The following is a 26,254-nucleotide window of genomic DNA, read 5'->3' as shown; positions in this document are numbered from 1 at the left end:
GGGTGTGTCCGGCCTGGGTCTGTGACTGTCCATTGGTCTCTCTGTCGATGCGGAAGAAGCCTTGTTTTTTAATCTACGTTTACCTTGCCGGAAAAGTTCCCATCGCCATGCGGTTTCCCCGAAAAGTCGAACGAATGAAGTACCTGACCCAGGCAGGCGGATAGCGACCCTCGCGATCCTCAGGTGCGGGTGGGTGGGCCGAATCGCAATCCGCGGAGCAGTCGGCGGTAGGAGAAGCGGTCGTCCCAAATGCGAAGCAGGCCGTTTGCGAATGTGTAGTGGCCGTCTACGTCGAGGTGCATGGCAAACCATCCGATGCGGATGATCTCTCTTCGCCGGGAGGACACGGTGTTGTGGTCGGTGCTCATCGTGAGCACTTCCACGACCTCGTACCTGGTGATCAGGTGAGAGACGATCGTGAGAGCTCGTTCGACGCTCTTCCTTCCCTTCACGCTGGGCAGGCCGGTGTTGCGCCATTCGATGTCGGGATCGACGAGTGCACGCACGGCATCGGCGTCCATTTCCTCCAGTGCGATCAGGAGGTCCACCACCCGCGATGTCAGTTGATCGTCGTTCAACAGGTACTCCGGTCGTTGGGGAATCGGTGGATTCATGTGGTGACCGTCAGGCAGGGACTGTTGCTCCGTGAAACACACAGCAGCATCTTGCCCTCGGCGCGCTCGGCTGGGCTCAACGAGTTGTCACGGTGATCGACATCGCCGTCGATGACGTGGACCATGCAGGTGCCGCAGAAGCCCTGACGACATGAATAGGGGGCTTTCGGGTTCACACGCAGCACTGCGTCCAGTGCGGTCTGATCGGCGGCGACATCGATGACCTGACCGGTGCGAGCCAGTTGGATCCGGAAGGGACGTCCATCGACGACCGGTGTGGCGGAGAAGCGTTCGGCGTGCACTTCCACACCGGGTTGGTTGCGTGCACCTGCGGTGATCAGGTCCATCATCGGGACCGGACCGCAACAGTAGATTGCATCACCGCTGCGGACGTTCGGCGGGAGAAGATCGGTCGCGGTGGGTAGGCCGTATTCGTCGTCGGTGCGGATGGTGACCCGATCACCGAACGGTGACAATTCCGCGAGGAACGGTAGCGTGCGTCGCTCGCGACCGACGTACACCAGCGACCAATCCAGGCCCATGCGCTCCGCCTCGCGGATCATCGGGAGTATCGGGGTGATGCCGATACCGCCCGCCACGAAGTGAACGCGCTTCGCGCGCTTGGTTCGCCCGGGTTCGACGAACCCGAACGCGTTGCGTGGGCCACGAACGCCGACGACGGCACCGACTGGCAACTCGTCGTGCACCTCGTTCGATCCGCCGCCACCATCAGGGATGCGGCGTACCGCAATCCGGTAACAGCGGCGATCGGCAGGATCGCCGCACAGTGAGTACTGACGTATGCGTCCTGAGGGCAGGTACAGGTCGAGGTGAGCCCCGGGGTGCCACCGTTCGAGGTCGCTGCCGTCAGGTGCCCGCAGTTCGATGCTGACCACGGCGTTGTCGCTGGCCACCGTCGTGCGTTCCGACACCGTGAGCGTTGTCTTGTACTCGTCGGTCCGGTTTTTCGGTGGCTTGTCGCGATGAATCAAGACCGCCCACTTCACCTGCGTGGAGACCAGGACATCCAGAATGCGCAGAATCGAGTCGCGGTGCGTGCCGCGTCGTAGGTCGACCGGGATCTCGCGGGGGGCCGGCCACCGCTGTGTGACCTCGGGCGCGTTGGGTGTCATGTGTTGACCCGCTTGGCCGCTGGCGATTGCGCGACGTAGGCGAGGGCCTGGGCTGTGGACCCCACACCGTCGGGGTGAAATCCGGGCACGAACGTCGACGCACCGCTCCAGAACCATTTCGATACACCAGGCACCAGTCCGCGGCGTCCGGCGCGGACGAATTCCAGGAGCAATCGCGGATAACCGATGTTCGGCGTGTTGGGGTCGTTGCGGCTCAGATACATCGCGGCACGGAGCAACCACCCTAAAAAGATCGGCCACGTGATGAGCATGGAGATACAGCGGCGAAAGTAGCCGACTCCGAAGTACGTGGCGACCTCGTGCGCCACGGCACGATGCTCGACCTCTTCGGCCCCATGCCACCGGTAGAGGTCAAGCATCTGCGGATCTGCGCCGAATTTCTCCAAGTCCGCGTTCAGTGCCCAGTCGCCTACGAACGCGAACATATGCTCCGAGGACGCGCAAATCCCGAGACGCTCGATCAGACGCTGCCGGGTGGACCGCGGATCGGTGTCGTCGCCGACGCCCAAAGTCTTACGGAAGAAGTACTGCATCTGGCGGTTGAACGGGGCCGGGTCGATTCCGTGCCGTGTGAACACCTGATTCATGACCTCGTCATGCGCCTCTGCGTGCAGCAATTCTTGACCCATGAAACCGAGCATGTCCTCGCGGAGCTTCTCGTCGTGCACGTCCGGGAGAGCCTGCTCGAAGGCCTGGATCATCATCCGCTCGCCCTCGGGGATGACGAGGTTCATCGAACCGAGGAGGTATGAGGCGATCGGCTCATTCGGCAACCACACCAAAGGCGCTTTCTCCCAGTCGAAGTCGACTCGCCGTGGACGGATCGCAACCCGGCCGAGCGGCGCGATCGGACGCTGAGTCAGTCCCCTCAAGATCCCCATGGCCACTCCTCGCTCATTTATAAGTACGCGACAGTACTTATAAATGAGCATGGCGATCTACCCGAGGCTTGTCAACACCGGACTACGAACCGTCGGACGAGAGATCCAGTACCCGTTCGAGGAAGGACATGATCGGCGCATGAAGATTCATGTACGAATTGGACCCGTCGACCACCTGGCGGTAGAACAACTCGTTGCATCCGCCGATCGCCGCGAGAAACACTTCACGCCCCGGGGCTTCTGAAGATCTGGACGCGTAGCCGACGAGCAATTCGTCGGCGAGCAGTTCCAGGTACTCGTTGCGCTTCGCAACCCCTGCCGGACCGGCCACAGGTAGGTCCACCACCCAAGCGCGGACGAACTCGGGTTCGGACGAACACGTCTCGAGGTACTTCTCGATGACAGCCGAAAGCTGTTCGTGTGGAGATAAATTGGTGGTCGAGCTTTGTGTGGAGGTGATGTTGGAGACGATCGTCTCGATGCCGGCGTCGATCGCTGCGATCAAGCAGGCTTCTTTGCTCTCGAACTGCTTGTAGAAAGCTTGGCGAGATACCCTGGCGCGGCCGACGACATCGGCGATCGTGGTCGAGGCGATCCCCTTCTCCGCAGTCGACGAGATCACGGCGCGCAGAATGCGATTGCGTTGTGCGTCTTGGACCTCGTCCGCAGCCAGTCGGCCGCGGCCACGCGGCAACCCGGGGAGGTCACGATCGAACGATCCAGCCAGCCTGCGCATACCGCATCGTATCCTGCCTGGTGCCATCGGTTCTTTCGCTCACCAAAGCCATGGATAAACCGCCATGCGAGTGGCCATCGTCGAGTGAAATTGCCCCCTTAGCGCTCCGAGGCTCTCCTGCGGATTCGAAAAATGGTCGCCGACTCTCGACGTGCCCTGGTCTGCGCCTGTCAGATCTTCGTCCTTCGCGAAGATCGATCCAGTTCCGCCCAACCGAACCACGGTCATGCGGATCGGATAAGGCATTCGTCAGGGATATTTCTGCCCCTGGTGCTCGGCGAGATCGTTCAGCGCTGCACGAGCAGCAGCCTCGGTCGGAGCCGTGCCAGATGTATCGCTGGATTTCTTTCTGAAGGTTTGAGTAAGGCGTTGACTGCTCGGGCGAGCAGTCTCGTGTGGTTGCGTTCGATGTCGGATGGCGCTGGAAAAGGTGGTGTCGCCTCAGGCAGTCGATCGGTGGTGGGCCAGGTATGTGTGATGGTACCGGCGGCGTCACGCATGAACGTGTGATCGTGCAGGTGAAGCACTGGCTCTCGAAATCTGTTGGGACGTCGGAGATTACCGGCAACGATGGTGCAGTGACGCATTCGCAGCCGCCCGCTGTTCGAGGGCTAGGTCGCGACGCGTTCTTGGCCCCTTGACTGTCGCCAACGCCACACGAGGACGGGAGGTAAGCCTTGTTAATCGCGCTCGTCTCATTGTTCTGGGTTGATCCGTCTTGACCAATGCATTTGCGCAGGTGAAGATCTGACGATGGCGGCAGCTGCTTCTTTCTTGTTCTTTGCCGGAATGCATGTGTGGCAACGCAACTCCCAGCACGGTCTCGTGCAAATTCGGTCGCTCAGCACCGGCGGTCAGGTAAGAGTCTGTGGGCGAAAATCGAAGTCGGATCAGCTTTCAAGCGGTGCGATCAAATCGGTCAGATCTCAAGACTCTCGAGTGAGGTCACCTGCGAGGGAAGCTACGCCTCGCAGATAGGCGGTGAGGATAGATTCAGGGGATGTGTTCTCCTGGATGATCGTTCGCTGAAACACCAACGTATCCGTGAGGGCGATCAACTCCTCGACTCGCTCGTTGGAACACGGCAGATCTGCTCTGTCGAGAAGCATCGCTGTCACTTCTCGGGCTATGGCGTGAACCTCGGACTGTGTCGTCAGCTTTCTTCGAAGCAATGGTTCGTTGCCGAGTTCGAGAACAAGGGCGTAACGCGCTTTCATGTCGTCGCGGCGGTCCGAGAGTGTCTCGACCAGTCCGGTGATCACGCCCGCCAGATCAGAAATGCTCAGTTTGTGCTCACCTTGCGCCGTTGGATTGAGAATGGATGCAGCTTGTTTGGCGTCGGTTATCGCGCGTTCGGCAAGGGTGTTGACGATGAGTTCGAGGAGCGCGAGTCGAGTTGTGGAGACTTTCATTCCCGCTTCGAACTGCGTCTGCTTCCGGGTCGGTGCCGACAGGGAGGCTGTGACTAACTGTGGCCAGGCATGCTCCTGTCTGCGGAAAAGGCCATCTTCGCCCGGAATTTCAGCGACAGCTGTTGTCGAGATGCAGCGCAGATTAGCGAGACACGCCCCGCAACTTTGACGGGTCTCGGGCGAGTCGCCGAAGTTCGTCAAAGTATGTGCGTCTTACCGCGCGGTCGGTCGAGGTGGCGGGGAAGAAATTGGCGGAGCAAACCATTAATGGTTTAGTTGCCGCCGCTATGCCTCTCGTCAGGCAGGCGTAGACGGCGCGTGATCGTCGAACTCATCGCTCTTGGCGGCATGCTTGGCGCGAAGGGCCTCGAGTTGGGCAGACTTGGCCGCGGCCATGCGTTCGCGGGTGGCGGCGGTACGAGCCGGAGTCGGTGCCGGGGCGGGGTCGACGAGGTGGTCGTCGATGTCGGGGGAGGACGCCCCGGGAGGCGCGGGGACCTCGACGGTGCGCATCGCCTGGCCCAGCAAGATGAACGGGAGGATGAAGACCCAGAGGAAGATTCGGTACTCGCCACCGTGGAGGAACACGGCCAGGTAGATGCCGTAGCTCAGGAACGCGGTGCCGATAAGACCGTTGACAAGACGGCGGCCGGGGTGCAGTTCGGAGGTCACCAGCGCCAAAACGATCACGCCGATTCCGCTGACGAACAGCGCTGTCACATAGAAGCCGAACACGTACTTCCCCCGTCACGAGCAGATAGAAAACGATGATCAGCCTAGATCACCGGCGCCGGGACCTTTAATGTTTCGCTGATCTTCGCGGCATCTCGACAGTACAAATGCAGGCTGAGCCCACCCTCAACTTCTGAAGGTTGGAGTTGCGTGCCAAAAGGCTGTCGTGCGTACGCCTACGTCTCACGGTCGAATGCGACCGCAAGAGGACGGCGTCGTTGAGGGTCTACTTCGGTCGGGCTGGTTCGTAGCTGGCGATCTTGCGGAGGCGATCGATATTCGCCAGCACGAGGTGTTGCAGCGACGTGCCGGTAGGTGTGAGTTCGCGCGGCCCGCGACTGATATCTCGTGTGAAGACATCGGTTCCGAGCCCTTTGACAAGGTCGGAGCGTTTGGGTGGATCAGACCCGAACATCGCGGCAGTGTCGCGATCGAACGTGTAGTGGGCGCTGTCGGCGATTCGCAGAGTCGTAGTGCTGCAATCTTTTCGCCGGTGAGTGCGAGATGGCGCCTGCTGCTTCCGTCAGTAGTGCGGTTTCGGGCTTTGGTCCACTGCTGGCACAGTTGACTACGTTTGATTGTCAAAAAGCATACTAAGGTGCCTGGTGATCGCGGGTTTTGAGCTGATTGAACGACTCCTCCCCGTGCTTTCCTCATCCTGACGTCAATGATCGTCCGGATGCGCCCGAAACGAGCGAGCGGCGATGACGAGCCGCGAGGCTAGCCGGAAGAGCTCACCGTCACCGCACGACGCATCGAGGACGAAGTATCGGCGGCATGCGGGTCGGCGAGCGCAACGGCAGGAATCATGTGCGAAGAACTCGCCGACAGTAGCGCTCAGCGGTTCGGATAGCGTCAGGCGCTGACACGATCCAGGAGGCCGGCAAGCCGTCCGGCAATAAGAGCTTCGGCCTCTGCGACAATTCGTTCCACCAATTCGCCCACTGTGGTGATGTCGTGAATCAATCCTTGCACAGTCCCAGCCGTCCAGATGCCAGCCTCGGGGTCGCCGCTGTCGAACACCGCTCTGCCCCGCACACCGGCTACAAGATCTCGAACGTCTTCGAATTTGCCACCGCTGGAGAGAATTTCGACAACCTCTTGGCTGACGCTGTTGCGTGCTACGCGAGCCGTATTACGTAGTGACCTGAAAATCAGCTCGGTGTCCACCTCAGACGCAGCAACTATCGCATCCTTGATGTTGCGGTGAATGGGAGACTCATCGGTGCACATGAACCGGGTGCCCATGTTGATGCCGTCGGCGCCAAGCGCCAGGGCAGCCACCAATCCTCGCGCGTCGGCAAATCCACCGGACGCGATCATGGGAATGCTGATCCGTTCTGCTGCTGCAGCGATGAGGACGAGACCCGGTACGTCGTCTTCCCCTGGATGCCCGGCACATTCGAACCCGTCAATACTGATGCCGTCGACGCCGAGGGCCTGGGCTTTGACCGCGTGGCGGACGCTGGTGCACTTGTGGAGAACCTTGATGCCGGCGGCGTGAAAGTGCGGCAGATGCGGTGCGGGAGAGGAGCCGGCTGTCTCGACGACTTTTACTCCGCAGTCGATGATCACATTGCGATACTCATCGTAGGGCGGGGGCGTGATCGTTGGGAGAATTGTGAGGTTGACCCCGAAAGGTTGATCGGTGAGCTCGCGGGTTCGGGATATTTCTCGGGCAAGGTCGTCAGGTGTCGGCTGTGTCAGAGCAGTGAGCATGCCGAGCGCGCCCGCGTTTGCAACTGCCGCTACGAGTTCTGCTCTCCCCACCCACTGCATGCCGCCCTGCACGATGGGGTGGCGCACTCCGAACGTCTCGGTAAATGCAGTTGTCAGCACTGGACATCTCCTCGATGATGCATGGATATCGGTTTGTCAGTTACGTTGATGCCGACTGAATTTCGACTTCACACCGGCTTCAATGCGTTGACGAAGCCCACTCGTTCAAGGCCGGAACCTGCGAGGACTCAGTTCGTACCATCGGAGGTTCGGACCGATAGGGCATGGCAGGCGTCAAGTATTGTTCGCCATGTTCGTTGGCGCCGGGAATGAAGGTACGGTTCGCAATCACATCGTCGGCGCAGATTACCTCGTCGTAGTTGCGCACAAGCGCGGCAACCACTCCGGCCGCAGTGAGATGCTCTACCGCTTCCGCGGCACTACGGTGGCACAGCTGCTTCTCGATCGTGGTGACGAGGTCTGCACGGTTTTCGACGCGCAGCTCGTTGGTGGTAAACCGCGGATCGTCGGCCAACTCTGGCAGGTCGATCGCCTTGCACAGTTCGATCCAGGCTCGCGGTTGGTATCCGCTGATCACCAGCTCGCCGTCGAGGGCACGAAAGACATCTGCAGCGGGTGCGACGCTTGGTTGCCCGTTCCCTTTGCGACTCATAGGTTTGCCCGATACCTGCCACTCGATCCAGTTGGCCGTCTGCAAGTGGATTGCGACGTCCAGCAGGGAGACTCGGACGGACGATCCTTTGCCGGTGCGCTCACGTCGCAGTAGCGCTGCCAGAGCCGCCTGCGCGACGACATAGCTCGTTGCATGGTCTATGACCGGTGCGCCCACACGTTGTGGTGGGCCATCAGCCTCGCCCGTCACCGACATCAGTCCACTCTCCGCTTGCGCGGCGATGTCGAGCCCGGCGCGGGTAGAGGACGGGCCTTCCGCCCCGTACCCGCTCACCGAGACGGCGATGATTTCCGGTCGCAGGCGTTGTAGTTCGGCAGAGGAGAATCCCAATCGATCAAGCGTTCCCGGGCGAAGATTGTGCAGCAAGATGTCGCTCGACGCGATCAGATCCTGAGCCCGTCGCAGATCGGCGGAGTCTTTGAGGTCGAGGCAGATTGAACGCTTCCCACGGTTGTACCCGTAGAAGATGCCACGCGCATAGTCGGCGTCGATTTGACGGGCCGGTTCACCGCCCGGAGGCTCCAGCTTGATGACCTCGGCGCCGAGGTCGGACAACTGCTGTGCGGCACTGGGTATCGCGATCAGTTGACCGATCTCCACTACGCGGACACCTGCCAACGGCAGGTCAACTTCGTCGGTCATCGAATGATCTCCACATGAGGCGAAGCGACGGACTCGGCAGGCTCCAGGCAGCGCGCCAACAGAATGCCTTCGGTGTGGTTGCAGGGGTTCAACCGGTTTCTGTCGCCTTCTACTCCCCCGATTCGGATCGTCACGGTTCCATCGTCGTTGCGCTCGAAGTGGGCGTCGTTGAGGTTGACGGTGTGGTCGCGGTACTCGAAGGACTCGAACCAGTGGTTGTACAGCATTACGCCGAAGTAGGTGCAGTCCGGGACAGTAAATGTAATATCCACGGCAGTAGCATCTTTCAGTGACCACCAGCCGGCAACGTACTGGTTGGAGCTGGTGCCGTAGAAGTCTCCCCACCCTCGTTGCTCCGAGGTCACGCGAATCTCGTTGGGAGACTGACTGAGCGTTTCGATGAGCTGAAGACTGCGTCGAAGGCTGACATCCATACCCCGGGCAAGTTTCGTGAGGCGCTGGACCAGCCACGCCGTGTCGAGATCAGGGCGTGCGCCAGGCGGCGGGCCGAGACGCTCGATGTGGAGCACGGGATCGATCTCCGCGCTTCGCGTCTTGTGATAGACACGCACTACTACGTCGAAGCAACGCTCGTCCAGTCGAATTCCGCTGCGCCCCTCCAGCTCTTGTGCGATGAAGATCTCGAAGTTACCGTCCGCGTCGCACACCTTGTCGTCGATGACGATGTTGTCGGCGACCCTGTCGGTCCCAGACGCACCGACGCGATTGGCGAGGACCGCGACGTACGGCACTGTGCCGCGGTTACCGTGAATTCGGTACGTCTCCTTGGGGTCGATCATCGCAGTCCAGTAGTCGACGTCGATGCCATCTCCCCAGAACTTTCGCATCGGTGACATCAGGGTGAAGAGTTCAGGTCGGAGCACGTCTTGGCGCTCGATGTTCATCTCGGCGAGGTATCCGAACAGGCGAAGTGCGTGCCGTACACCTTCGGTGCTGTCCAGCGGTGATCCGGTGGCGGCAGCTGTCGACCCGAACGTCGCCAGGCTGTCGGTGACTGCGGACCAAGCCTCGGTGAGCTGCCGGCGATCGTGTGTGGACTCGGATCGGGTTGACTGGTCAGCGAGTTGTGTCATCGTTTCTTCTCTTTCGTGGTAGTCGAACTGGATTGGGTATGGGAGTTGGTCAGCAGAGGGTGTCGAAAGGGACATCTGCGTCGGACTTGCCCGAGGTCTGGTTGTTCACCCATGTCACGTTCTGCGTCCATCGGTGGGCCGAAATCTCGACCGGCCAGAGGTTCTTCTGAGAAGCCCACACCTCGGTGGCTTTGTCGGCGGGGACATTCATCCGCTCGGTGAGAAGTTGAGCCCCTGCTTGCTCGTTGGCGGGATCGGCTATCCACCCTGCTGCGGCCTCGAGCGCCGCACAAACGGGGGCAGCAGCATCGGATTCGGCGAATGTGGCTGTCGTGACGAGCACAGTGCCCAGGCCGTATGAGCTCACGCCGTCAGAGCCCACAGGGTTGACTGAGGTAATCGGTGCCATCGGTATTCCTTGAGCGTCGAATACGGCTTGACTGGCAGCGGTGAGAACCGCGGCATCGATGTCGCCCTTCCGCGCGAGTGGTATCTGACTCGCGGTGGGTGCCGCTGCGATGAATTGCACTGTGGATGCATCGATGTTTCGCTCCGCAAGAAGCTGATTGACGAATTGCTCGGCCGCACCGCCACGTGACGGTATGGCGATCCGCTTGCCGGGCAAATCCTCGACGGTGGCGATGCCGCTGTCTTTCGTCACGGCGATGGCAAGATCGATCGACCCGTACGGGGAAAGGGGCCGCAGTCTCTGCCCTTGCTCGATGGCCGGCACGACGGTTCCGGGTGCGCCGACCGCGAGATCGGTTGTGCCGCCGATGAGACCGCTGATGAGCTCGGGCCCGTTCTTTCCGTCGATAAGCTCGACGTCGAGGCCCTCCTTGTCGAACATTCCTTGTTGGACGGCGACGTAGACAGGGAGGGACAAAGCGCTCGCGGGGTAGACCCCGATGGCGACGCTACCGTCGTTCGGACGCCCTCCCCCTCCGCACGCGGAAAGCAGTAGGGCCGTTGCTACGGCTGTGCCGACGAAAGGTCGAAGTTTCATGGGTTTCCTGCTCCTTGATGGGCTGGGCGCATCAGTAGTCGAGCTGAGTTGGCTGGGCACATCAGTGGTCGAGTTGACCGCGCAGCCGGTTGAAGATTTCGATGTATCGAGGTTCGGAGGTAAGGGTTTCGAGTTCGCGGGGGCGTTCGATGTCGATGCTGACGTCGTCGATCACCCGGCCGGCCCCGAGCAGCAGAACGCGGTCGGAGAGACAGATGGCTTCGCCGAGGTCGTGGGTTACGAAGATGACCGTCCGGCCTACCTGGGATTGCCAAAGCTCGAGGAATTCTCGCTGTACTTCGACTCGGGTTTGCGCATCGAGGGCGGCAAAGGGTTCGTCCATCAACAAGATGTCCGGATCCAGAGCCCACGTTCGGGCCAACGCGACACGCTGACGCATCCCTTGGGAGAGTTGCCAAGTCCACAGTTGTGATGCCTCGGACATTTGAACGGCGGCAAGCCAGCGCGCGGATTGAGTTCGTCTCTCCGCCTTGGGTACTCCTCTCAATTCGAGACCGTACTCCACGTTCTTCTGCGCTGTTCGCCACGGGAACAGCGCATCTCGAGCCATCATGAAGCCCATCCGGGAACGAGCGTCGAATGGCGTTGTGCCGAGGACCTCGGTCTTGCCTTCCGTCGCTTCCACCAATCCAGCGAGCGCGTTGAGCAGGGTGGTCTTGCCGCAACCACTCCTGCCGACCAGACTCACGAACTGTCCGCGAGGGATTGTGAGGTCGAGATCATCGACCACTGTCTTCACCGATCCGTCTGGTGAGGGGAAGGATATCGTCAGTCCGTCGAGTTGGACTGCGGGCGTAATCACGTTGGTATCCATGATGATTCCTGTCATCGTCGAGCCGGGGGCTGCCACCGAAGGAGGTAACGCTCGGCGAAATTCATGGCCTGGTTGAGGACGACTGCGACGATTGCGAGAAGTATGAGGATCGCGTAGACCGCTTCCATGCGGAACTGGGCAGAGTAGATCGACACAAGCTGGCCCAGCCCGTCTCGTGACGAGATCAGTTCCGAACCCACCACGCCAAGTAGCGAATAGATCAGCCCCAACCGAAGACCGGCAAAGATGCCGGGGGTCGCGACGGGGAGCAGAATATGCCAAAACACCTGCGTCTTACTGGCATTGAGGACAGTGGAAAGCCGGAGCCATTCGTCGTCCACCGACTTCACGCCGGCCCGTGCGCTCGAGCAGACTATGAAGAAAACGAGTGTGAACGCGAGAGCGACCTTCGCCGTCATCGTGATACCGAAAATGACGATGAGCAGGGGCGCCAGCGCTAGGCGCGGCATGGCATTCGCCGCATCCAAGAACGGACTCATGATGCGTTCGAGGGTCGGGAGCAGGCCGAGTGAGAGTCCGACCGCCACTCCGACGGCACTCGCGAGGATCCAGGCGATCACGACAGCAGTCATCGTGGCGCGCAAGTTGGACGAAATCTCACCCGAATGCACCGCTGCGGTGAAGTAATTCCAGGCCTCCCCCGGCGTTTTGGCCAGAACCGGCTCGATCCAGCCTTGCGATGCGACGAGTTGCCACGCGCCGAGTAGGACCAGAAGCAGCGCGACCTGGGCCAGTCGTACCCCGATGGTGAGGCGAGTGCCGACTCGACGCCGTCGAGCGGGCTTCGGCTCAGAGTGCGCTCGCTCCGCAGATCGGGGTGACGCCGAGCCCGATGACGCACTCGTGGTTATGGTTTCGGTCATCTCTGTGCCTCCCCCGGAGTGCTCACAGGCCGTGATGGTCGCTCCGAAAAAGCAGACGGGTACGTCTGATCGAAGCTCCCCGGGTTGTTGCTCACTGCGTTCATATGTGAAGCAGATCACGGGATTCTTCTTCCCGTCTACGCCACATTCGAGAGGGATGCCATAGGGTTTCCCTATGGCCTCGGCCGGGGGCAAACCCCGCCGAACTCAGCGAGCCAACGAGGCCGGAACCGTGCGCACACGCAGATTTCTACGGAGAAGGGAGCGCCCTGGTGGACCGACGTCATCTGGAATACTTTCTCGCCCTTGCGGATCGCGGCAGCATTTCGGCGGCTGCACGCGGACTGGGAGTGAGCCAGCCGACCATCTCGGAGGCTCTGGCCAGAATGGAGAAAGAGTGCGGGCTGACGCTCGTCCGGCGCGGTTCGCGGGGAGTCACCCTGACGGACGCTGGACGCGATCTCACCGGTCCGGCAGCCCAAGTACTTCGGGCGTACCGGGATCTGGATCACGCTTTGCATCCGTTGAACGTCGTGCAGCGTGGGAGGCTGACGGTCGTATGTCCGCGGACGCTGGCGCGTGATCCGGCGGCCACAGCTCTGGGTGCGTTCACAACCAGGTTTCCGAATGTTGCGGTGACGATGCTCAGCAACGACACCGACGGAATCGGAATGGTGGTCGCCTCGGGTCAGGCTGACGTAGGCATCGGGGTGGACGAGGTGTTCGACGAAGGTGTTGAACGAATTCTCCTCGGTCGGCAAAGAATTGTGGCGCTGGTGCCGAGTGCACGAAGCAGCGGGGAGGGGGCAGATGAGTTGACCGATCTTCTTCGAATCGGGTTGATCGCCAGCCCGCGTGGTGATGTGACACGGCGGCTATTGGCCGAACGCCTTGGCGAACGCACGGTGGACGAGGCCGTGGTTGCGGAGACCATTTCTGCGGCCTCGATGATTCCCCTTGTGCGCGCGGGAGTCGGGGTCGCATTCCTTCCTGAATCCGTCGCTGACACCGTCGGAGAAGGCGTGGTGCTTCGTCGTACTCGCCCCCCGCTCAGTCGCGATCTGTGGATGTTTCACGGTTCGACGCCATCGCCTGCGGCACAAGCGTTTATCGAAACGACGACTCGATTGCGTGACGAGGGTGGACTGGGGAATGCCGGATGAGCAACTTCGGCGAGTCTGCGAGTCCACGAATCGATCCGCAGCAGCTACAAGACTTCCTCGCAGTCGTCGAACACGGCAGTATCACGGCGGCAGCGGCGTACCGGTTCACGGGAACGTCGAGCGTCTCTCAATCGATTGCGCGACTTGAAAGACGCGTCGGAGGAAAGCTTTTCAATCGGGGGCGGGCCGGCGCGACATTGACTGCACGCGGACGAAATTTCATCGATCCAGCCCGCGATGCGTTGGCCGCGCTCGACCGATTGGTGATCGACAGCGAGTCGGTGCTGTCAGCTTTCCCTCACCTCAGCGTCGCCACGACGGCGAGCCTTGCGGACGATCCCACCGCGGTATTGCTCGGAGCGCTGCGTACCAAGGTGCCGAACCTGAGGATCACCATCTCGGATCCGCCTGGGTCGTCAGTCGCCGACGCAATTCACCCGGTCATGGCCGGCACAGCGGACGTGGCAATCATGGAGTCGCCGCCTACCGGTGTCCCCGGGACGCGAATCGTTCGCCTTCCGGACCACAACTTGCGACTCGTCTGCCCGCCCGGCACTCCAGCCCCGGTTGACGGAGTGTTCGTTGGCGAAGACCTGATGCGCATCGGCCTGGTCGTCGCACCACGGTTCGAGACATCTGACGTGTATCGCCACCTGCGTTCGATCGAACCTCGGATCGACCACGCCTTCGTGATGAGGTCACAGCACCGCGACGCCTTCGCGGATTTCGCGTATGAAGGAATCGGTGCTGTGATTCTCGAACTCTCGAGTGCTGAGCGCGCATCCCAGCGCGGTTGCACGGTCGGCGAGATACTCGAGCTTCCACCGCGCAAGATCGCAGCCGTGGCAAGGGATGGCCAGAACACCCAGATCGTCGAACACTTCCTACGGCTGTGCGCCGAGCAATCCGCGCGGGAGCCTTAGGCAGAGGTGATTCTCTCTTGAACTCTGGGTATTCGCGGCGGCCGGCTATCTGTCGGGAACGATGATTTTGTGTTCAGACACAACACTTCTGGCATAGTCCGTTTTCTCGAACAAAGCCGACGGACCGCCTTCCGGAAACTATGTAATACACGTCACTCTGGGTCGACAATTCACCGAATGTGGTTCACCTACCGAATACAGGACCCCGAGCGTCCCGTGATCGAACCGTCTGCACCGAAATTGCCGCAACTTCGAAAGGTCGACCTTCATGCGAAAATCTCTGCAATTGTTCGCGAATGCTGTAGCGGCGGTTGCGCTGTGCGCGACACTCGGACTCGCGGGCCCGGCCGGAACGGCCGCCGCCGAGACGCCCGGCATCCCGAGCGTCGGTCACGACTGGGCGAGCGCAGGGCCGTACACGCCGACTGTGTCGATCGGGCTGGTGCACACTCTTTACTACCCGCGTCAGCTCGGCGCACGAGGCGAGAAGCATCCGGTTGTGATCTGGGGGAACGGGACCGGCGTGCTCCCCGGCGCTTACACCTCCTTGTTGCGCCATTACGCCAGCCATGGATTCATCGTGGTGGCCGCCAATACCCCGGCAAGTAACTTCGCCATCACCATGCGGTCGGGAATTGATCTCATCGAAAGTAAGGCAGCCAACCCATCCAGTGTCTTCTTCGGCAAAGTTGACCTGGAACATATTGGTGCGGTGGGGCACTCGCAGGGCGGATCTGCGGCGATCAATGCCGCGATCGACGACCGCGTCGACACTGCCGTCGCGATCCAGCCGGGCCCGCTCAACGATGTCGACCTCATCGACGAGCCGGTTCTCTATCTTGCCGGTCAGGCCGACGCGATCGTCTGGCCGGCGATCGTGCGGGCGATGTACGAGGATGCCGACCACGTGCCCGCCGAGTATCTGGAACTGCGCGGCGCGACGCACTTCGGTACGGCGATCACCGGTGGCGACATGCGCGGGCCGAGCACCGCCTGGCTGCGGTACTGGTTACTCGACGATCCGAACGCTCGCACCGAGTTCTTCGGGGCGAACTGCGGATACTGCACTGACACCCAGCAGTTCTCGGACTTCGACCGCAACGATCTGGCCCTGCAGATCCCGGGCTGACCTGGTCACTGCCGGTGGAAGACAAAGTCCGGGTCGGGACGGTGTAGCCTGCTCGCGTCGCTATGATAGCCGTCACAGGGGGACGGAACTGAGCGCTGGGTTACACCCTCCTGATAGGGGATCGAACGATTTGACTGCGCAAGATCTGGGCACGCGTATGGAGCGCGCCCTCAAGCGGGTCCGGGTCTCGACAGGGGCCTCCCTTGCATTCGGTGGGCCCGTCAACAGAGCCGGAAACCTCCTAATCGAGCGCTTCGACGGTCCGACCCTCGGAGCGCTCCCCGGCCTGACGCTGGATCCGAGTGAGGGACTCGGCGGCAAGGTGGCGGTCATGCGCCGGCCGATCGCCGTCAACGATTATTTCGACACCCAGGTGATCACACACCGATATGACAAGGTCATCCGAGCTGAGCGGCTCAAGGCGCTGGTCGCCACGCCGATCATTGTCGGGCGTCAGACGGTGGGAGTCATTTACGGCGCGTTTCGCACTTCCGAGGTCGTGGGAGGTCGCATCGAGGACACCGTCGTGCAGGAAGCGCGGGCGCTGGAGCAAGAACTGGCTGTCAGTGCCGTGACTTCGACGAACGGTGTGTTGTCCGAAGAAGCGACCGTGAATGCGCGTTTGCGCGAGCAGGTGCGATCGGTCTATGCGGAATTACGGCTCCTTGCCGGCAGTGTCGGTGATGCTGATGTGCGTGCGGCGCTCGTCAAGGCCGCAGCCCGGCTGGTCGACGAGGGGGGACGCTCCGAAAGCGTCGGCAGCGCTTCGCTCACGAAACGTGAAATCGACGTCCTGACGGTGGCCGGCGCGGGCATGACGAATGTTCAGATAGCCGGAGTGTTGGGTCTGGCTCTGTTCACGGTCAAGAGTTACATGAAGTCCGCTATGCACAAGCTCGGCGCGAGTACCCGGTTGGAGGCTGTTGTCCTTGCTCGTCGGGACGGCATGATCGCGTGACCGTCATGCTCACACCGTTGGGACGGTTGCCGGGACCATGAGTGTGGTTCCGGCAACCGCCGGTCAGTGCAGGTACTGGTCAGCGGTTGATCCGGGGAAGAACCAGACGGCTGGGGTGGTCGGGTCCGGTGAGGATGGTGTTGTGCGCGACCACGGCGTCGTCGATGGATTCGCGACTGACGAAACCGCCGGTGTTGGTGTTGCGGTCGTAGTGAGGGAAGTTACTGCTGGAGATGTCGACGCGGATCCGGTGCCCAGCACGAAACACGTTGGACGTCGCGGCCACATCGATCTCGACTTCGTAGACCGCTCCCGGGACCAGGTGTTCTGGGCGATCGAGGCCGTTGCGGTAGCGGGCACGCAGGATGCCGTCGCAGAGGTTGATGGCTTTCCCGTCAGGAAATACATCGACGAGTTTGGCGGTGAAATCGGTGTCGACTGCGTCGGAGGTGACGAACAGCGTTGCCTTGACGTATCCGGTGACCTCGGTGTCCTCATCGAGTGCTGGGCCGGTGAAGCACAAGACATCCGGTCGCGATGCAACCTCCTTCTGGTCAACGGGACCGTTGAATCCGAACCGCGCGGGCATGCTCGGTCCACCTGCAGTGGGTACCGGGTCTCGTGGGTCGTACCGGTATCGAGACTCCGACGCTGCCCCCGGTCCGCCCAGCAGCAGTTCTCCTCGGCCGTTCGGGGCATCACCGGAGAGGAAGTAGTCGACATATGTCGTGTCCGGTAGCGGCCAGTCCTGTTCGTCCCGCCACTGGTCGATTCCCATGACGAACAGCCTCACCGGCGCGGGTGACGGCGCGGGTGCATCAACTCCCGGGCGTAGCCACCGATTGAAATGCTGCAGGTGCGCACCGGTCAGGTCGCACGCTGCGGCGGCTCCGATGGCGCCGAAGTCGCGGTCGGGAAATTCGGAGGAGTAGTCCAGTTCGTGAATCCAGGGGCCGACGACAAGACGTGAACCTGTTCGAGCTTCCTCCGAACCAGCCTCTCTCCGGAACCTTTCGAAGTCGCGTAATTGCTCGACGATGAATATGTCGTACCAGCCGGCGATGGAGAGGACGGGCTGGGTCATCTCGGGAACCGAAGTGGTGAAGTCCTGTTCCTTCCAGAATTCGTCGTAGTCGGGGTGATCAAGAATCTCGCTCATCCACTGCTCGAGGGGAAGCAATGGGTGGGTCGAGATCGGTGTGTGGTCGTTGAGAGAAAGTCCACGACCGTTGAGCAGACCGCCGCCCAAGTCGAGCACGCGATCGAGGCTGCCCCGCCCTGCAGCAAGCTTCCTGCGCTCGTTGCTTGCGTTCATAGCTGTAGGCCAAAACGTCGAAAAGCTTTGAGAAAGCGCACCGCCGGGGTGATACCACAAACCTCGGTACCAATTCATCGCCGTCTCTTTCACCACACTGGCTTTCAGCGCGGGATGTCCCGTGGACGCGGTCGCCCACTGTGTCATTCCGCAATACGACGGCCCATAGGTGCCGACCTGTCCGTCCGACCACGGTTGCGAGATGATCCATTCCACGGTGTCGTAGCCGTCCTCCGGTTCGTTCGTTTTGGGCCGAAATTCCCCCTCCGACTTGAATGTTCCACGGCTTTCGACCCATACGACGGCGTAGCCCGCGTCGACGAAAGGCAGGACTTCGGTGGGTCCGGCGCCGTGGGATGCGAGCCCGTAGGGAGTGCGCAGCAACAGGGTGGGGGCGTTGCCTTCAAGGGGTTGGAATACGAGAGCTGCGAGTGTGACGCCGTCCCGCATGGGAATTTCGACGCCGGAGTTGTACACGTGTGCCATGAAGTCTCCTTGGATGGGGCGAATCGAATGTGTCCGACCCTCGACGTTCGACCGGGCTGGACCGATCTCGGGCGACACGAGGGTGAGGCATGAAGCACAGGGTGATCGGTGACAGTCACACTTCGTACCCTCCGAAGAGGGGGCTGAGGGAACCTGGAATCGATACCCTCTTCGGAGGGTGGTAACAGTGCCGAACGCGGGCAAAGCTATCCGTCTTTGTCGGATCTCCCGGGCCACAAACTCGGCCCAAGACCTGGAGTGCGCATGATCATCCCGCTGACCATCAGTGATTTCCTCGACCGGGCGGTCACTGTCTACCCCGATCGAGTCGCCATCGTCGACGAGCCGGATCAGCCGGCGCAGTCGTGGGGCGAGATCACGTTCGCCGACCTCGGCGACCTCGCTCGTCGGCAAGCGGCGACGCTCGACGAGTTGGGCGTCCCGGTCGGTGGTCGCGTTGCCATCGTCTCGCACAACGCGGCCCGATTCCTCGCCTCGTTCTACGGCGTCGCCGGATGGGGCAGGGTGCTGGTGCCGATCAACTACAGGCTCAGTGTTCCGGAGATCCAGTACATCGTCGAGCACTCGGGGGCCGAGGTCCTGTTGGTCGACCCCGAACTCGAGCACCTTGTTGCCGAGGTGCCGTGCAAGCGCACGTTCGTCCTCGGCCGAGACGACGATCGGATCTGGGGGCCGAATGCCGATCCGAGGCCGTGGGTCGCGGACGCGGCGACGAAGGAGAACGCGACCGCCACGATCAACTACACCTCCGGAACCACTGCCCGTCCCAAAGGTGTGCAGCTGACGCACCGCAGCAACTGGATCAACGCGGTTGTGTTCGGTTGGCAGGCAACCGTTACCGATCGAGACGTCTACCTGCACACGCTCCCGACCTTCCACGCCAATGGCTGGGGACACCCCTTCGTCACGACGGCAATCGGCGCGAAGAGCGTCGTCCTGCGCAAGGTCGACGGTGCTGAGATCCTGCGCCGCATCGAGGAGCACGGTGTCACGTATCTGTGTGCCGCGCCGGCTGTCGTCTCGGCGATCCTGGACGCCGCCAAGACGTGGGAAGGCGAAATTCCCGGCCGCGACCGGGTGCGCATCATCGTCGCCGGCGCCCCACCCCCGACCCGAACGATCGAGCGGATCAGGGTCGACCTTGGTTGGGAGTTCATTCAGATCTACGGTCTCACCGAGACGTCGCCACTGCTCACGATGTCGCGCATGCGTTCCGAGTGGGACGACCTACCGGTGCCCGAGCAAGCTCGACTGCTCGGGCGAGCGGGCGCACCGGCCATCGGTGTGCAGATCAAGGTCGACGACACCGGCGAAGTGCTCGCACGGTCCAACCACATCCTCGCGTCGTACTGGGAGAATCCCGAGGCGACAGCGAGTGCGCTGGAGGACGATTGGTTCCACACCGGCGACGGCGGCACTTTCGAGGACGGTTACGTCACGATCGCCGACCGGAAGAAGGACGTCATCATCACCGGTGGCGAAAACGTGACTTCGATCGAGGTCGAGGACGCGCTCATGTCACATCCAGCGGTCAGGGAGGTCGCAGTCATCGGTATCCCGGACGAGAAGTGGGGTGAATTGGTAACTGCGCTCGTCGTGCTCGACGAGAGCGCGGAATCGATCGACGAAGCAGCACTCATCGCCCACTGCCGCACGCGACTTGCCGGCTACAAGTGCCCGAAGCGGGTCGAATTCCGTCCGGAGTTGGCACGCACTGCTACCGGGAAGATCCAGAAGTTCAAGCTTCGTCAAGAGTTCTGGCAAGGTCGGGATCGGCAGGTCAACTGACTTCGGCGAATGTTGCGGCGGTTGATATCTGGCGAGAATCTGAGCGTCAGATGACGACGTAGCCGTACATTCGTTCGCCTTCGGCCACAGCTCTGGCAGCTAGTTCGGCGAAGGCGGTCAGGAAGGGCAGCGTGTTCTCCGACGGCTCACCCATCTCGTCGATCGCCCAGGCTGCCGCAGCAGCGGCGACACCTTCAGCGTTCAATTCCGCTAGTGCATCACGTAATTCGTCGGCAACCGTGAGCACGAGGGTGTCGCCGTCGTCGCTCATTGCGACGAGTTTCCCGCAGCGTGGACCTTTTGCGACCTCGTCGTAGGGTCGAGCGGTGAGGGATGCTTCCAGCCGGCCGAGTGCGACAACTGGATCGACACCCTTCGCCTGTAGAACTGGGGTTCCGCTCGCAGCCAGCTGGATCCGCGGGCGAGAGGCATCGTTCGCCTCGATCGCCGCTGGTTCCAGGTCGACGAGTCCTTCGAGTGCAGATTCGGCGTGCTCATCCGAGGGTGCCGTGAAGTAATCGGTGATCGCAGACATGGCGTGATCATCCCACACACGATGCGCACCAACGCCCCGGAGTCCTTCCGCGACTTGACTGATCGCCGTCAGGTTGGACAGGTGTGTGCTTCCTCGATCGCCTTCGCGAAAGCGCGAAGTCGTGGGCTTTCGAGATCGGTTCGCCACAACAGTCCCAATGCAGATTCAGGTAATCCGTTGATCGGCACGAATGTGATGTCCGAGCGCTGGCTGTATGCAGCGGTAGCGGCACACAGGATGAGGCCGACTTGGCTGAATGCGACCTGCGACAGGCCTTCTTGAACGGTGCTCGCCCCACCCTGCGTGGGAATCGTGGCTCCGCCCGGCGTTGTGCTCGGGGAATTCACACGCTGCCAATAGTCAGGGGCGGGTCCAGTGATCGGTACCAGGCATATCTGCGCTAAATGCTCGGCGTCGATCACGTCCAGTTCACTGAACGGGTGATGGACTGAGACGGCCAGTGTCGGGGGCTGTCGAGAAAAGACGAGCCCGGTTGTCAGTTCGGGCTCATCCACGGGGAGAAGGGCTACCGCCGCATCGATTCGCCCGGCGAGTACATCACTGAACGGATCACCAAGGGGTAATTCCTTGATGGTCACGCATATTTGCGGATGTTGTATCTCGAAGCGAGAGACTGCCGTCGCGATCGAATCGTAAATTGCTCCTTGGAAACCCACCCGAAGTGGTGTCGGTATGTTGCGCGCCTTCGTTCGAGCGTCGTCGATCACTGCTGCGAGTGCTCGGTGGGCGGGAGCCAGCGACGCAAGAAATTCGGCGCCGAATTCAGTGAGGTGCACCTGGCGACTGGTCCGCGCTACGAGGCTTGTGCCGATACGACGCTCCAACGCGCTGATCAGCTGACTGACCCGACTCTGGGAGATGAACAACCGTTCTCCGGTGCGACCGAAGTGCAGTTCTTCAGCGAGCACGAGGAAGCACTCGATCTCACGCATCGGAAGTTCCGACATATTTCACTCCGATCCACGACTCGTTCGCGCACTCCATCCTTGCTCATCGATGAATTGGGCTAATGGTTGGATGAGCGATTCGCCGTTGATCCGGTGGCCTGTGAGAGCTTCCCTGGTTACATGCCACATTCCGCGCCCGGGCAGCACAGCCCTGCGCCCACATCCCCAACCCACGCACACACCACCGAGAACCACTGGGCTGCTGTCGCCCTGATCGCAGCGTCCACCTTCGTCGTTGTCGCGGCAGAGATGATGCCGGTCGGGCTACTCACCCCGATCGGTGCTGCTCTGGTGGAAAGCGAAGGGACCATCGGGCTCTCGCTGGTCATCACCGGGTTGGTGGCAGCGGCCACTGCGCCGTTCGTGCCCGTTGTGACCCGGCGCTTCGATCGTCGGTCGACGCTCATCGTCTTGATGCTGTTCGTCGCAGCGGCGAACGCCCTCACAGCCCTTGCGCCGAGCTTCGCTGTCCTCGCTGTGGCTCGCGTCCTTCTAGGGGTGAGCATGGGCGGAGTCTGGGCACTCGCCGCGAGCCTGGCTCCCAGGTTGGTGGAGACCAGATCCGTCGGGTTGGCGACCACGATCATCTTCAGCGGAATCGCCGTCGCCTCAGTTCTCGGTGTTCCTGCTGGGACGTACATCGGGGCGGCAGCCGGGTGGAGCGTCGCTTTCTGGGCTCTCAGCTGCGCCGCGGCGGTGATCGCGCTCGCCATGTTCGCTGTCCTGCCGACGATGCCGGCCGATCAAGCCTTGTCGCTCGGCAGTCTCCTGGAGGCTTTTCGGAACCCAGGAGTCCGGGTCGGAATCGCAATTACCGCTCTCCTCGTCACCGCTCATTTCGCGGCCTACACCTATGTGCGTCCGGGACTGGAGTTCTTTGCAAGGTCGAACGCTTCGCAGGTCGGCACGATGCTCCTGATCTACGGTGTCCTCGGCGTCGTCGGCAACTTCATTGCCGGGCCATCCGCCGCCAAGTCTTCGAAGACGGTGGTCGTCGTCCTCAGCGTGGGAATAGCGTTGACACTCGCCCTGTTTCCGATCTGGGCCGCCACCTTGATCGCCGGCGCTCTGCTCATGGCGGCATGGGGTTTCTTCTACGGCGGTGTATCCGTGAGTACTCAGACATGGATCGCACACGCAGCTCCCGCACACCGAGAGGCTGCATCCGCCCTCTGGGTCGCAGTCTTCAATGCAAGCATCGCCCTCGGCGCGTTCGTGGGCGGACGCGTTCACGACCACTCCGGTCCCCGATCGGTCTTCTGGATCGCAGCGGGAATCGCCACTCTTGCAATGCTGCTCGCGGTAATCCGCAGTCCTGTCGCGGCAAAACAGGAACAGACAACGTAGCCGACCACACAAATTTTTCACACAGGCAGGACAACAGATATGCGCGCGATGTCCGATGTAACCTTCATGAACGTGACCGAGATGCTCGGCCGCTACCGAGACAAATCGCTGTCTCCGGTGGAAGTGCTCGAGTCCACCATCGAGCGTATCGAGGCGCTCAACCCAACCGTGAATGCAGTGGGACATACGTTCTTCGATGCTGCACGGGCACAAGCGAAATCAGCCGAACGTCACTACGCCCGCGGCTGGGATGACGGGCTTCCGTTCGCCGGTGTTCCCGTTGTGGTGAAAGAGGACGAACCGGTGCAAGGTCAACCGTGGACTCAAGGGTCCAAGGTCTATGAGGATGTGATCGCCACTCACACTTCGACTTTCGTGCAGCGAATCATCGACGCCGGTGCCGTCGTCCACGCGCGATCGACCGCCCCGGAATTCTCCTCGGCCGCGTTCACGCAGTCCGAGTTGTGGGGCGTCACTCGCAATCCGTGGAACACGAAATACTCCTCCGGTGGGTCTTCCGGCGGATCGGCAGTCGCACTTGCCACCGGTATGACGCACTTGGCTACCGGCTCCGATGTTGCGGGATCGATCCGAACTCCGTCGTCGTTCAACGGAATTGTCGGGTTCAAGCCACCGCACGGACGTGTCCCGGTCGATCCTCCCTTCAACCTCGATCGCTACTGCCACTGCGGTCCGATGGCTCGCACCGTAAGCGATTGTCTCACAATGCAATCAGTCATCGCGGGACCGACCTCCACCGACATTGCCTCGCATGTACCGGCATCGCAGTTATCTACCTTCGCGATGCGTTCGTGCACAGGCATGCGTATCGCCGTGATTCCCGCGTTGGGTGACTGGCCGGTTGCTTCGGACGTCGCCGAGAACACGGCGAAGTTGGTGGATACTCTCACTGCGCTGGGCGCACGCGCCGAGATCGTCGAAGTCGACCTGTCACGCGCTGCAATCATGCGCGCTGCTGCCATTCACTACGACCACGTATTCGGTGCTTCGATTTCTGCCGAAGCGTCCGCGCACCCCGACAAGGTCACGGAGTACGCGAAGGAATTCGCCCGATGGGCACGCCGCACCCGTGGTGACGCGACTTTCCTCGACGGACTCGCGATCGAAGCCGAACTGTATTCGTCGATCGGGTCTCTGTTCGACACCTATGACGCATTGATCACTCCGGCAGTGGCGACGGACGGGCTTCTTGCCGGTGACGACTACGTCGGGCACGGAATCAAGGTGGCTGGAACAGAATTGGAGTTCTATCTCGAGGCTGTACCGGCAATCACCTTCAACATCCTGAGCAGTTGCCCGGTGCTGACAATCCCCACCGGATTCGCTCGGAACGGAATCCCCACGGGCACACAGATCGTCACGCGGCCGTACGACGACCATACGGCCTTCACCATTGGTCTCGCCCTGGAAGGGGTTTTGCCCTTTCCGAGCGAACATCCGAACGGTCGCGCTTTCTCGTGAGTACCTCGACTCACCTCGGTGGTCGACAGGATTCTCGGACGTGGCGGCCGTCGACGGAGACCAACGATCTCCTTCGAGTCAACGGGAGATCTTTGGTGTTCGGCGAGTTGCTGTTTCGTCGATCGACACTGATCGCCGGCTCACGTGAGTGCGTCGAAGTAGGCGAGCATCGCCATCTCTCGCAGCGGCATCGGCAGGGCGTCGAGCACGAGGTGCGTCTTCGTCGACGGCTTCCCGTCCTCGAAGCTGTCCATCACGACGGGCACGATGTCGGCGAAAGTAGTGTCGGCGGGCAGGGCGTGAATCTCGGCGAGGCGCTCCGCCGGAATCAAGGGGTCACGAAGTCGCGCTGCGTCCAAGGCCTCTCGCATGACGTCGATGAACTCGGCCATGTAATCACCATGCTGTTTCGCGATCGTGAAGTGGATGCTCGGAGGAACGCCGGGCTGCGTCAACTGTGGCTGCATGGTCCAGTTCCGCTTCGCGAGTTCGTCGATCCAGAGGAAGAAGTCGACGCCCTCGTCCGCGTCTGGATCGGTTGTGATTGCAGCGAGCGTGGATTCGGGCTTCCCCATGATTCGCAGCCCTGGTATCGCGGCGACCCCCGCCTCCAGTTCCCGGCGAATCCGCAGACCCTCTTCGACGAGATGCATGTAGCCGTCGTCTCCGATGTGTTTGACGATCGACCATGCTGCGGCGAGCAACCCGCCTGGTTTCGAACTCATCACCGTGGAATTGACGATCGGGTAGCCGGTCCAATTCGCGTGTGCGAAGAACTGTGGAAGACGTAGTTCGCGACTGCGATACAGAACGAGCGAGCATCCTTTGTTCGTGTACCCGTACTTCTGCAGGTCGACGGTGATCGAGCTGACGCCGGGAACTCTGAAGTCCCACAGCGGAATCTCGCATCCTTGCCGTTCGGCGAACGGAAGAACCCAGCCACCGATGCAGGCATCGACGTTGAGGCGAATCCCCTGTTCCAGGCAGAACTCACCGATCTCTTCGATCGGATCGATCACGCCCTGCCCGTACTGGGGTGCCGACAGAACCACGAAGATCGTGTTCTCGTCGACGGCCGCTTTGACTGCAGCGACGTCGGCCTTGTACGTCTCCGGGTCCACCGTCGTAGTCCGGGCCTCGACGCCGAGGTAGTGCGCAGCCTTCCACCATGCCGCATGGGCCGAGATCGGAAGCACCATGTTCGGCCGCGTGATGTGCTTCGCTCCGTCTCGTGCGGCCTTCGTGGCCATCATGATGCTTTCGCTGCCACCCATGGTCCAGCTGCCGGTGGCGTCGTGGGGCGCGTGCAGCATGTCATTCGCGGCGCGGACCAACTCCTTCTCCAGCGCATAGACGCTCGGAAACGTCGACGAGTACAGGGGATTCACATGTATGTACATTCCGAAGGCATCTGTTGCGACCTTCTCGACGGTGTCGAGACCAGTGTTGTACATGTTCACCATGCCGGGACGATCTGCGTACGGGTCATCCATTCGATGCCGTTCGGCAAGCTCCGCCAGCACCTGGTCGATCGGCACACCGTTTTCCAACACGTCTTGACTCCTCTTGTGTGTCAACTTGATTGGGTCGTCGGCGATGTCAAGCCGAACTAATCGAAGAGGATCGTCGGCGCACCGGCGAACAAACGAACCGATACGTGAGAACCTTTCACATATGGTGAACGTGACACTCTGTCATGTCAAGGGGCGAAGGCCGTATATTCTCGTATCCATGAC

General features: G+C 61.3%; 23 protein-coding genes. 7 read left to right on the top strand and 16 right to left on the bottom strand.

The genetic code is table 11. From position 1 onward, the window contains the following. Nucleotides 1–179: 179 nt before the first annotated feature. From G8767_RS09710 to G8767_RS09655, 12 genes are all read right to left on the bottom strand, one after another. Nucleotides 180–614 carry a limonene-1,2-epoxide hydrolase family protein gene (locus G8767_RS09710; protein WP_124567264.1) on the bottom strand — a complete coding sequence of 145 codons (435 nt, stop codon included), beginning with the start codon at nt 612–614 and terminating at the stop codon, nt 180–182. Beyond that, the gene (locus tag G8767_RS09705; RefSeq protein WP_166810003.1) at nt 611–1,747 is read right to left on the bottom strand and encodes a PDR/VanB family oxidoreductase; all 1,137 of its coding nucleotides are present in this window, start codon (nt 1,745–1,747) and stop codon (nt 611–613) included. The genes G8767_RS09710 and G8767_RS09705 overlap by 4 nt, the downstream gene beginning before the upstream one ends. Further along, nucleotides 1,744–2,649, bottom strand: a complete 906-nt coding sequence (locus G8767_RS09700) for a metal-dependent hydrolase (RefSeq protein WP_166810002.1) — start codon at nt 2,647–2,649, stop codon at nt 1,744–1,746. The genes G8767_RS09705 and G8767_RS09700 overlap by 4 nt, the downstream gene beginning before the upstream one ends. Before the next feature lie 82 nt (nt 2,650–2,731). Next, a complete protein-coding gene (locus tag G8767_RS09695) occupies nt 2,732–3,385 on the bottom strand; it encodes a TetR/AcrR family transcriptional regulator (RefSeq protein WP_166810001.1) in 654 nt (217 codons plus the stop codon). Nucleotides 3,386–4,311: 926 nt separating this feature from the next. Next, nucleotides 4,312–4,797: a TetR family transcriptional regulator gene (locus G8767_RS09690; protein WP_166810000.1), complete on the bottom strand. Its 486-nt coding sequence runs from the start codon at nt 4,795–4,797 to the stop codon at nt 4,312–4,314. Between the two features lie 297 nt (nt 4,798–5,094). Beyond that, the gene (locus G8767_RS09685) at nt 5,095–5,532 is read right to left on the bottom strand and encodes a hypothetical protein (protein WP_166809999.1); all 438 of its coding nucleotides are present in this window, start codon (nt 5,530–5,532) and stop codon (nt 5,095–5,097) included. An 852-nt stretch (nt 5,533–6,384) separates the two neighbouring features. Next, on the bottom strand, nt 6,385–7,368 hold the full coding sequence (locus G8767_RS09680; protein WP_166809998.1) for a nitronate monooxygenase family protein: 984 nt from the start codon (nt 7,366–7,368) through the stop codon (nt 6,385–6,387). 79 nt (nt 7,369–7,447) lie between these two features. Beyond that, nucleotides 7,448–8,584 (bottom strand): CoA transferase, encoded by a 1,137-nt coding sequence (locus G8767_RS09675; RefSeq protein WP_124567256.1) that lies wholly within the window; start codon nt 8,582–8,584, stop codon nt 7,448–7,450. Next, nucleotides 8,581–9,678 carry a hypothetical protein gene (locus G8767_RS09670; protein ID WP_166809997.1) on the bottom strand — a complete coding sequence of 366 codons (1,098 nt, stop codon included), beginning with the start codon at nt 9,676–9,678 and terminating at the stop codon, nt 8,581–8,583. The genes G8767_RS09675 and G8767_RS09670 overlap by 4 nt, the downstream gene beginning before the upstream one ends. 49 nt (nt 9,679–9,727) lie before the next feature. After that, the gene (locus G8767_RS09665) at nt 9,728–10,684 is read right to left on the bottom strand and encodes an ABC transporter substrate-binding protein (protein ID WP_166809996.1); all 957 of its coding nucleotides are present in this window, start codon (nt 10,682–10,684) and stop codon (nt 9,728–9,730) included. Nucleotides 10,685–10,745: 61 nt separating this feature from the next. Then, nucleotides 10,746–11,519 (bottom strand): ABC transporter ATP-binding protein, encoded by a 774-nt coding sequence (locus G8767_RS09660; protein WP_234036600.1) that lies wholly within the window; start codon nt 11,517–11,519, stop codon nt 10,746–10,748. Between the two features lie 11 nt (nt 11,520–11,530). Further along, nucleotides 11,531–12,403 (bottom strand): ABC transporter permease, encoded by an 873-nt coding sequence (locus tag G8767_RS09655; protein ID WP_124567252.1) that lies wholly within the window; start codon nt 12,401–12,403, stop codon nt 11,531–11,533. A 272-nt stretch (nt 12,404–12,675) separates the two neighbouring features. Between G8767_RS09655 and G8767_RS09650 the strand changes: the two genes are divergently transcribed. From G8767_RS09650 to G8767_RS09635, 4 genes are all read left to right on the top strand, one after another. Continuing rightward, a complete protein-coding gene (locus G8767_RS09650; RefSeq protein ID WP_124567251.1) occupies nt 12,676–13,566 on the top strand; it encodes a LysR family transcriptional regulator in 891 nt (296 codons plus the stop codon). Next, nucleotides 13,563–14,489: a LysR family transcriptional regulator gene (locus G8767_RS09645; protein WP_166809995.1), complete on the top strand. Its 927-nt coding sequence runs from the start codon at nt 13,563–13,565 to the stop codon at nt 14,487–14,489. The genes G8767_RS09650 and G8767_RS09645 overlap by 4 nt, the downstream gene beginning before the upstream one ends. 268 nt (nt 14,490–14,757) lie before the next feature. After that, nucleotides 14,758–15,618: an acetylxylan esterase gene (locus tag G8767_RS09640; protein WP_166809994.1), complete on the top strand. Its 861-nt coding sequence runs from the start codon at nt 14,758–14,760 to the stop codon at nt 15,616–15,618. Nucleotides 15,619–15,748: 130 nt separating this feature from the next. After that, a complete protein-coding gene (locus G8767_RS09635; protein WP_166809993.1) occupies nt 15,749–16,576 on the top strand; it encodes a LuxR C-terminal-related transcriptional regulator in 828 nt (275 codons plus the stop codon). 79 nt (nt 16,577–16,655) lie between these two features. On the opposite strand, the gene G8767_RS09630 is transcribed toward G8767_RS09635, so the two are convergent. Next, a complete protein-coding gene (locus tag G8767_RS09630; protein ID WP_166809992.1) occupies nt 16,656–18,377 on the bottom strand; it encodes a CocE/NonD family hydrolase in 1,722 nt (573 codons plus the stop codon). A gap of 264 nt (nt 18,378–18,641) precedes the next feature. Between G8767_RS09630 and G8767_RS09625 the strand changes: the two genes are divergently transcribed. Further along, nucleotides 18,642–20,186, top strand: a complete 1,545-nt coding sequence (locus G8767_RS09625; protein WP_166809991.1) for an AMP-binding protein — start codon at nt 18,642–18,644, stop codon at nt 20,184–20,186. A 46-nt stretch (nt 20,187–20,232) separates the two neighbouring features. Here G8767_RS09625 and G8767_RS09620 read toward each other — a convergent pair whose 3' ends face one another. Both G8767_RS09620 and G8767_RS09615 read right to left on the bottom strand, forming a co-directional pair. Then, the gene (locus G8767_RS09620) at nt 20,233–20,721 is read right to left on the bottom strand and encodes a hypothetical protein (protein WP_166809990.1); all 489 of its coding nucleotides are present in this window, start codon (nt 20,719–20,721) and stop codon (nt 20,233–20,235) included. 68 nt (nt 20,722–20,789) lie between these two features. After that, nucleotides 20,790–21,689, bottom strand: a complete 900-nt coding sequence (locus G8767_RS09615; protein WP_166809989.1) for a LysR family transcriptional regulator — start codon at nt 21,687–21,689, stop codon at nt 20,790–20,792. 120 nt (nt 21,690–21,809) lie between these two features. On the opposite strand from G8767_RS09615, the gene G8767_RS09610 reads away from it, so the two are divergent. Then, nucleotides 21,810–23,036, top strand: a complete 1,227-nt coding sequence (locus G8767_RS09610; protein WP_166809988.1) for an MFS transporter — start codon at nt 21,810–21,812, stop codon at nt 23,034–23,036. 66 nt (nt 23,037–23,102) lie between these two features. Beyond that, nucleotides 23,103–24,518 carry an amidase gene (locus G8767_RS09605; RefSeq protein WP_240952112.1) on the top strand — a complete coding sequence of 472 codons (1,416 nt, stop codon included), beginning with the start codon at nt 23,103–23,105 and terminating at the stop codon, nt 24,516–24,518. Between the two features lie 140 nt (nt 24,519–24,658). Here the strand turns inward: G8767_RS09605 and G8767_RS09600 are convergent, their stop codons facing one another. Then, complete coding sequence (locus tag G8767_RS09600) at nt 24,659–26,071, bottom strand: aminotransferase class V-fold PLP-dependent enzyme (protein ID WP_166809987.1); 1,413 nt, start codon at nt 26,069–26,071, stop codon at nt 24,659–24,661. Nucleotides 26,072–26,254: the final 183 nt, after the last annotated feature.

The sequence above is a fragment of the Rhodococcus sp. IC4_135 genome (genome assembly GCF_011602025.1).
In the GTDB taxonomy this organism is placed as follows: Bacteria; Actinomycetota; Actinomycetes; order Mycobacteriales; family Mycobacteriaceae; genus Rhodococcus_F; species Rhodococcus_F baikonurensis.
This window is presented reverse-complemented; position numbering and strand designations above follow the sequence as displayed.

Excerpts from the sequence above, each read along its gene's own strand:
- G8767_RS09710 (WP_124567264.1), bottom strand. The coding sequence starts at position 614 with ATGAATCCACCGATTCCCCAACGACCGGAGTACCTGTTGAACGACGAT.
- G8767_RS09705 (WP_166810003.1), bottom strand. The coding sequence starts at position 1,747 with ATGACACCCAACGCGCCCGAGGTCACACAGCGGTGGCCGGCCCCCCGC.
- G8767_RS09700 (WP_166810002.1), bottom strand. The coding sequence starts at position 2,649 with ATGGGGATCTTGAGGGGACTGACTCAGCGTCCGATCGCGCCGCTCGGC.
- G8767_RS09695 (WP_166810001.1), bottom strand. The coding sequence starts at position 3,385 with ATGCGCAGGCTGGCTGGATCGTTCGATCGTGACCTCCCCGGGTTGCCG.
- G8767_RS09690 (WP_166810000.1), bottom strand. The coding sequence starts at position 4,797 with ATGAAAGTCTCCACAACTCGACTCGCGCTCCTCGAACTCATCGTCAAC.
- G8767_RS09675 (WP_124567256.1), bottom strand. The coding sequence starts at position 8,584 with ATGACCGACGAAGTTGACCTGCCGTTGGCAGGTGTCCGCGTAGTGGAG.
- G8767_RS09670 (WP_166809997.1), bottom strand. The coding sequence starts at position 9,678 with ATGACACAACTCGCTGACCAGTCAACCCGATCCGAGTCCACACACGAT.
- G8767_RS09665 (WP_166809996.1), bottom strand. The coding sequence starts at position 10,684 with ATGAAACTTCGACCTTTCGTCGGCACAGCCGTAGCAACGGCCCTACTG.
- G8767_RS09660 (WP_234036600.1), bottom strand. The coding sequence starts at position 11,519 with ATGGATACCAACGTGATTACGCCCGCAGTCCAACTCGACGGACTGACG.
- G8767_RS09655 (WP_124567252.1), bottom strand. The coding sequence starts at position 12,403 with ATGACCGAAACCATAACCACGAGTGCGTCATCGGGCTCGGCGTCACCC.
- G8767_RS09645 (WP_166809995.1), top strand. The coding sequence starts at position 13,563 with ATGAGCAACTTCGGCGAGTCTGCGAGTCCACGAATCGATCCGCAGCAG.
- G8767_RS09640 (WP_166809994.1), top strand. The coding sequence starts at position 14,758 with ATGCGAAAATCTCTGCAATTGTTCGCGAATGCTGTAGCGGCGGTTGCG.
- G8767_RS09630 (WP_166809992.1), bottom strand. The coding sequence starts at position 18,377 with ATGGCACACGTGTACAACTCCGGCGTCGAAATTCCCATGCGGGACGGC.
- G8767_RS09625 (WP_166809991.1), top strand. The coding sequence starts at position 18,642 with ATGATCATCCCGCTGACCATCAGTGATTTCCTCGACCGGGCGGTCACT.
- G8767_RS09620 (WP_166809990.1), bottom strand. The coding sequence starts at position 20,721 with ATGTCTGCGATCACCGATTACTTCACGGCACCCTCGGATGAGCACGCC.
- G8767_RS09615 (WP_166809989.1), bottom strand. The coding sequence starts at position 21,689 with ATGTCGGAACTTCCGATGCGTGAGATCGAGTGCTTCCTCGTGCTCGCT.
- G8767_RS09610 (WP_166809988.1), top strand. The coding sequence starts at position 21,810 with ATGCCACATTCCGCGCCCGGGCAGCACAGCCCTGCGCCCACATCCCCA.
- G8767_RS09605 (WP_240952112.1), top strand. The coding sequence starts at position 23,103 with ATGAACGTGACCGAGATGCTCGGCCGCTACCGAGACAAATCGCTGTCT.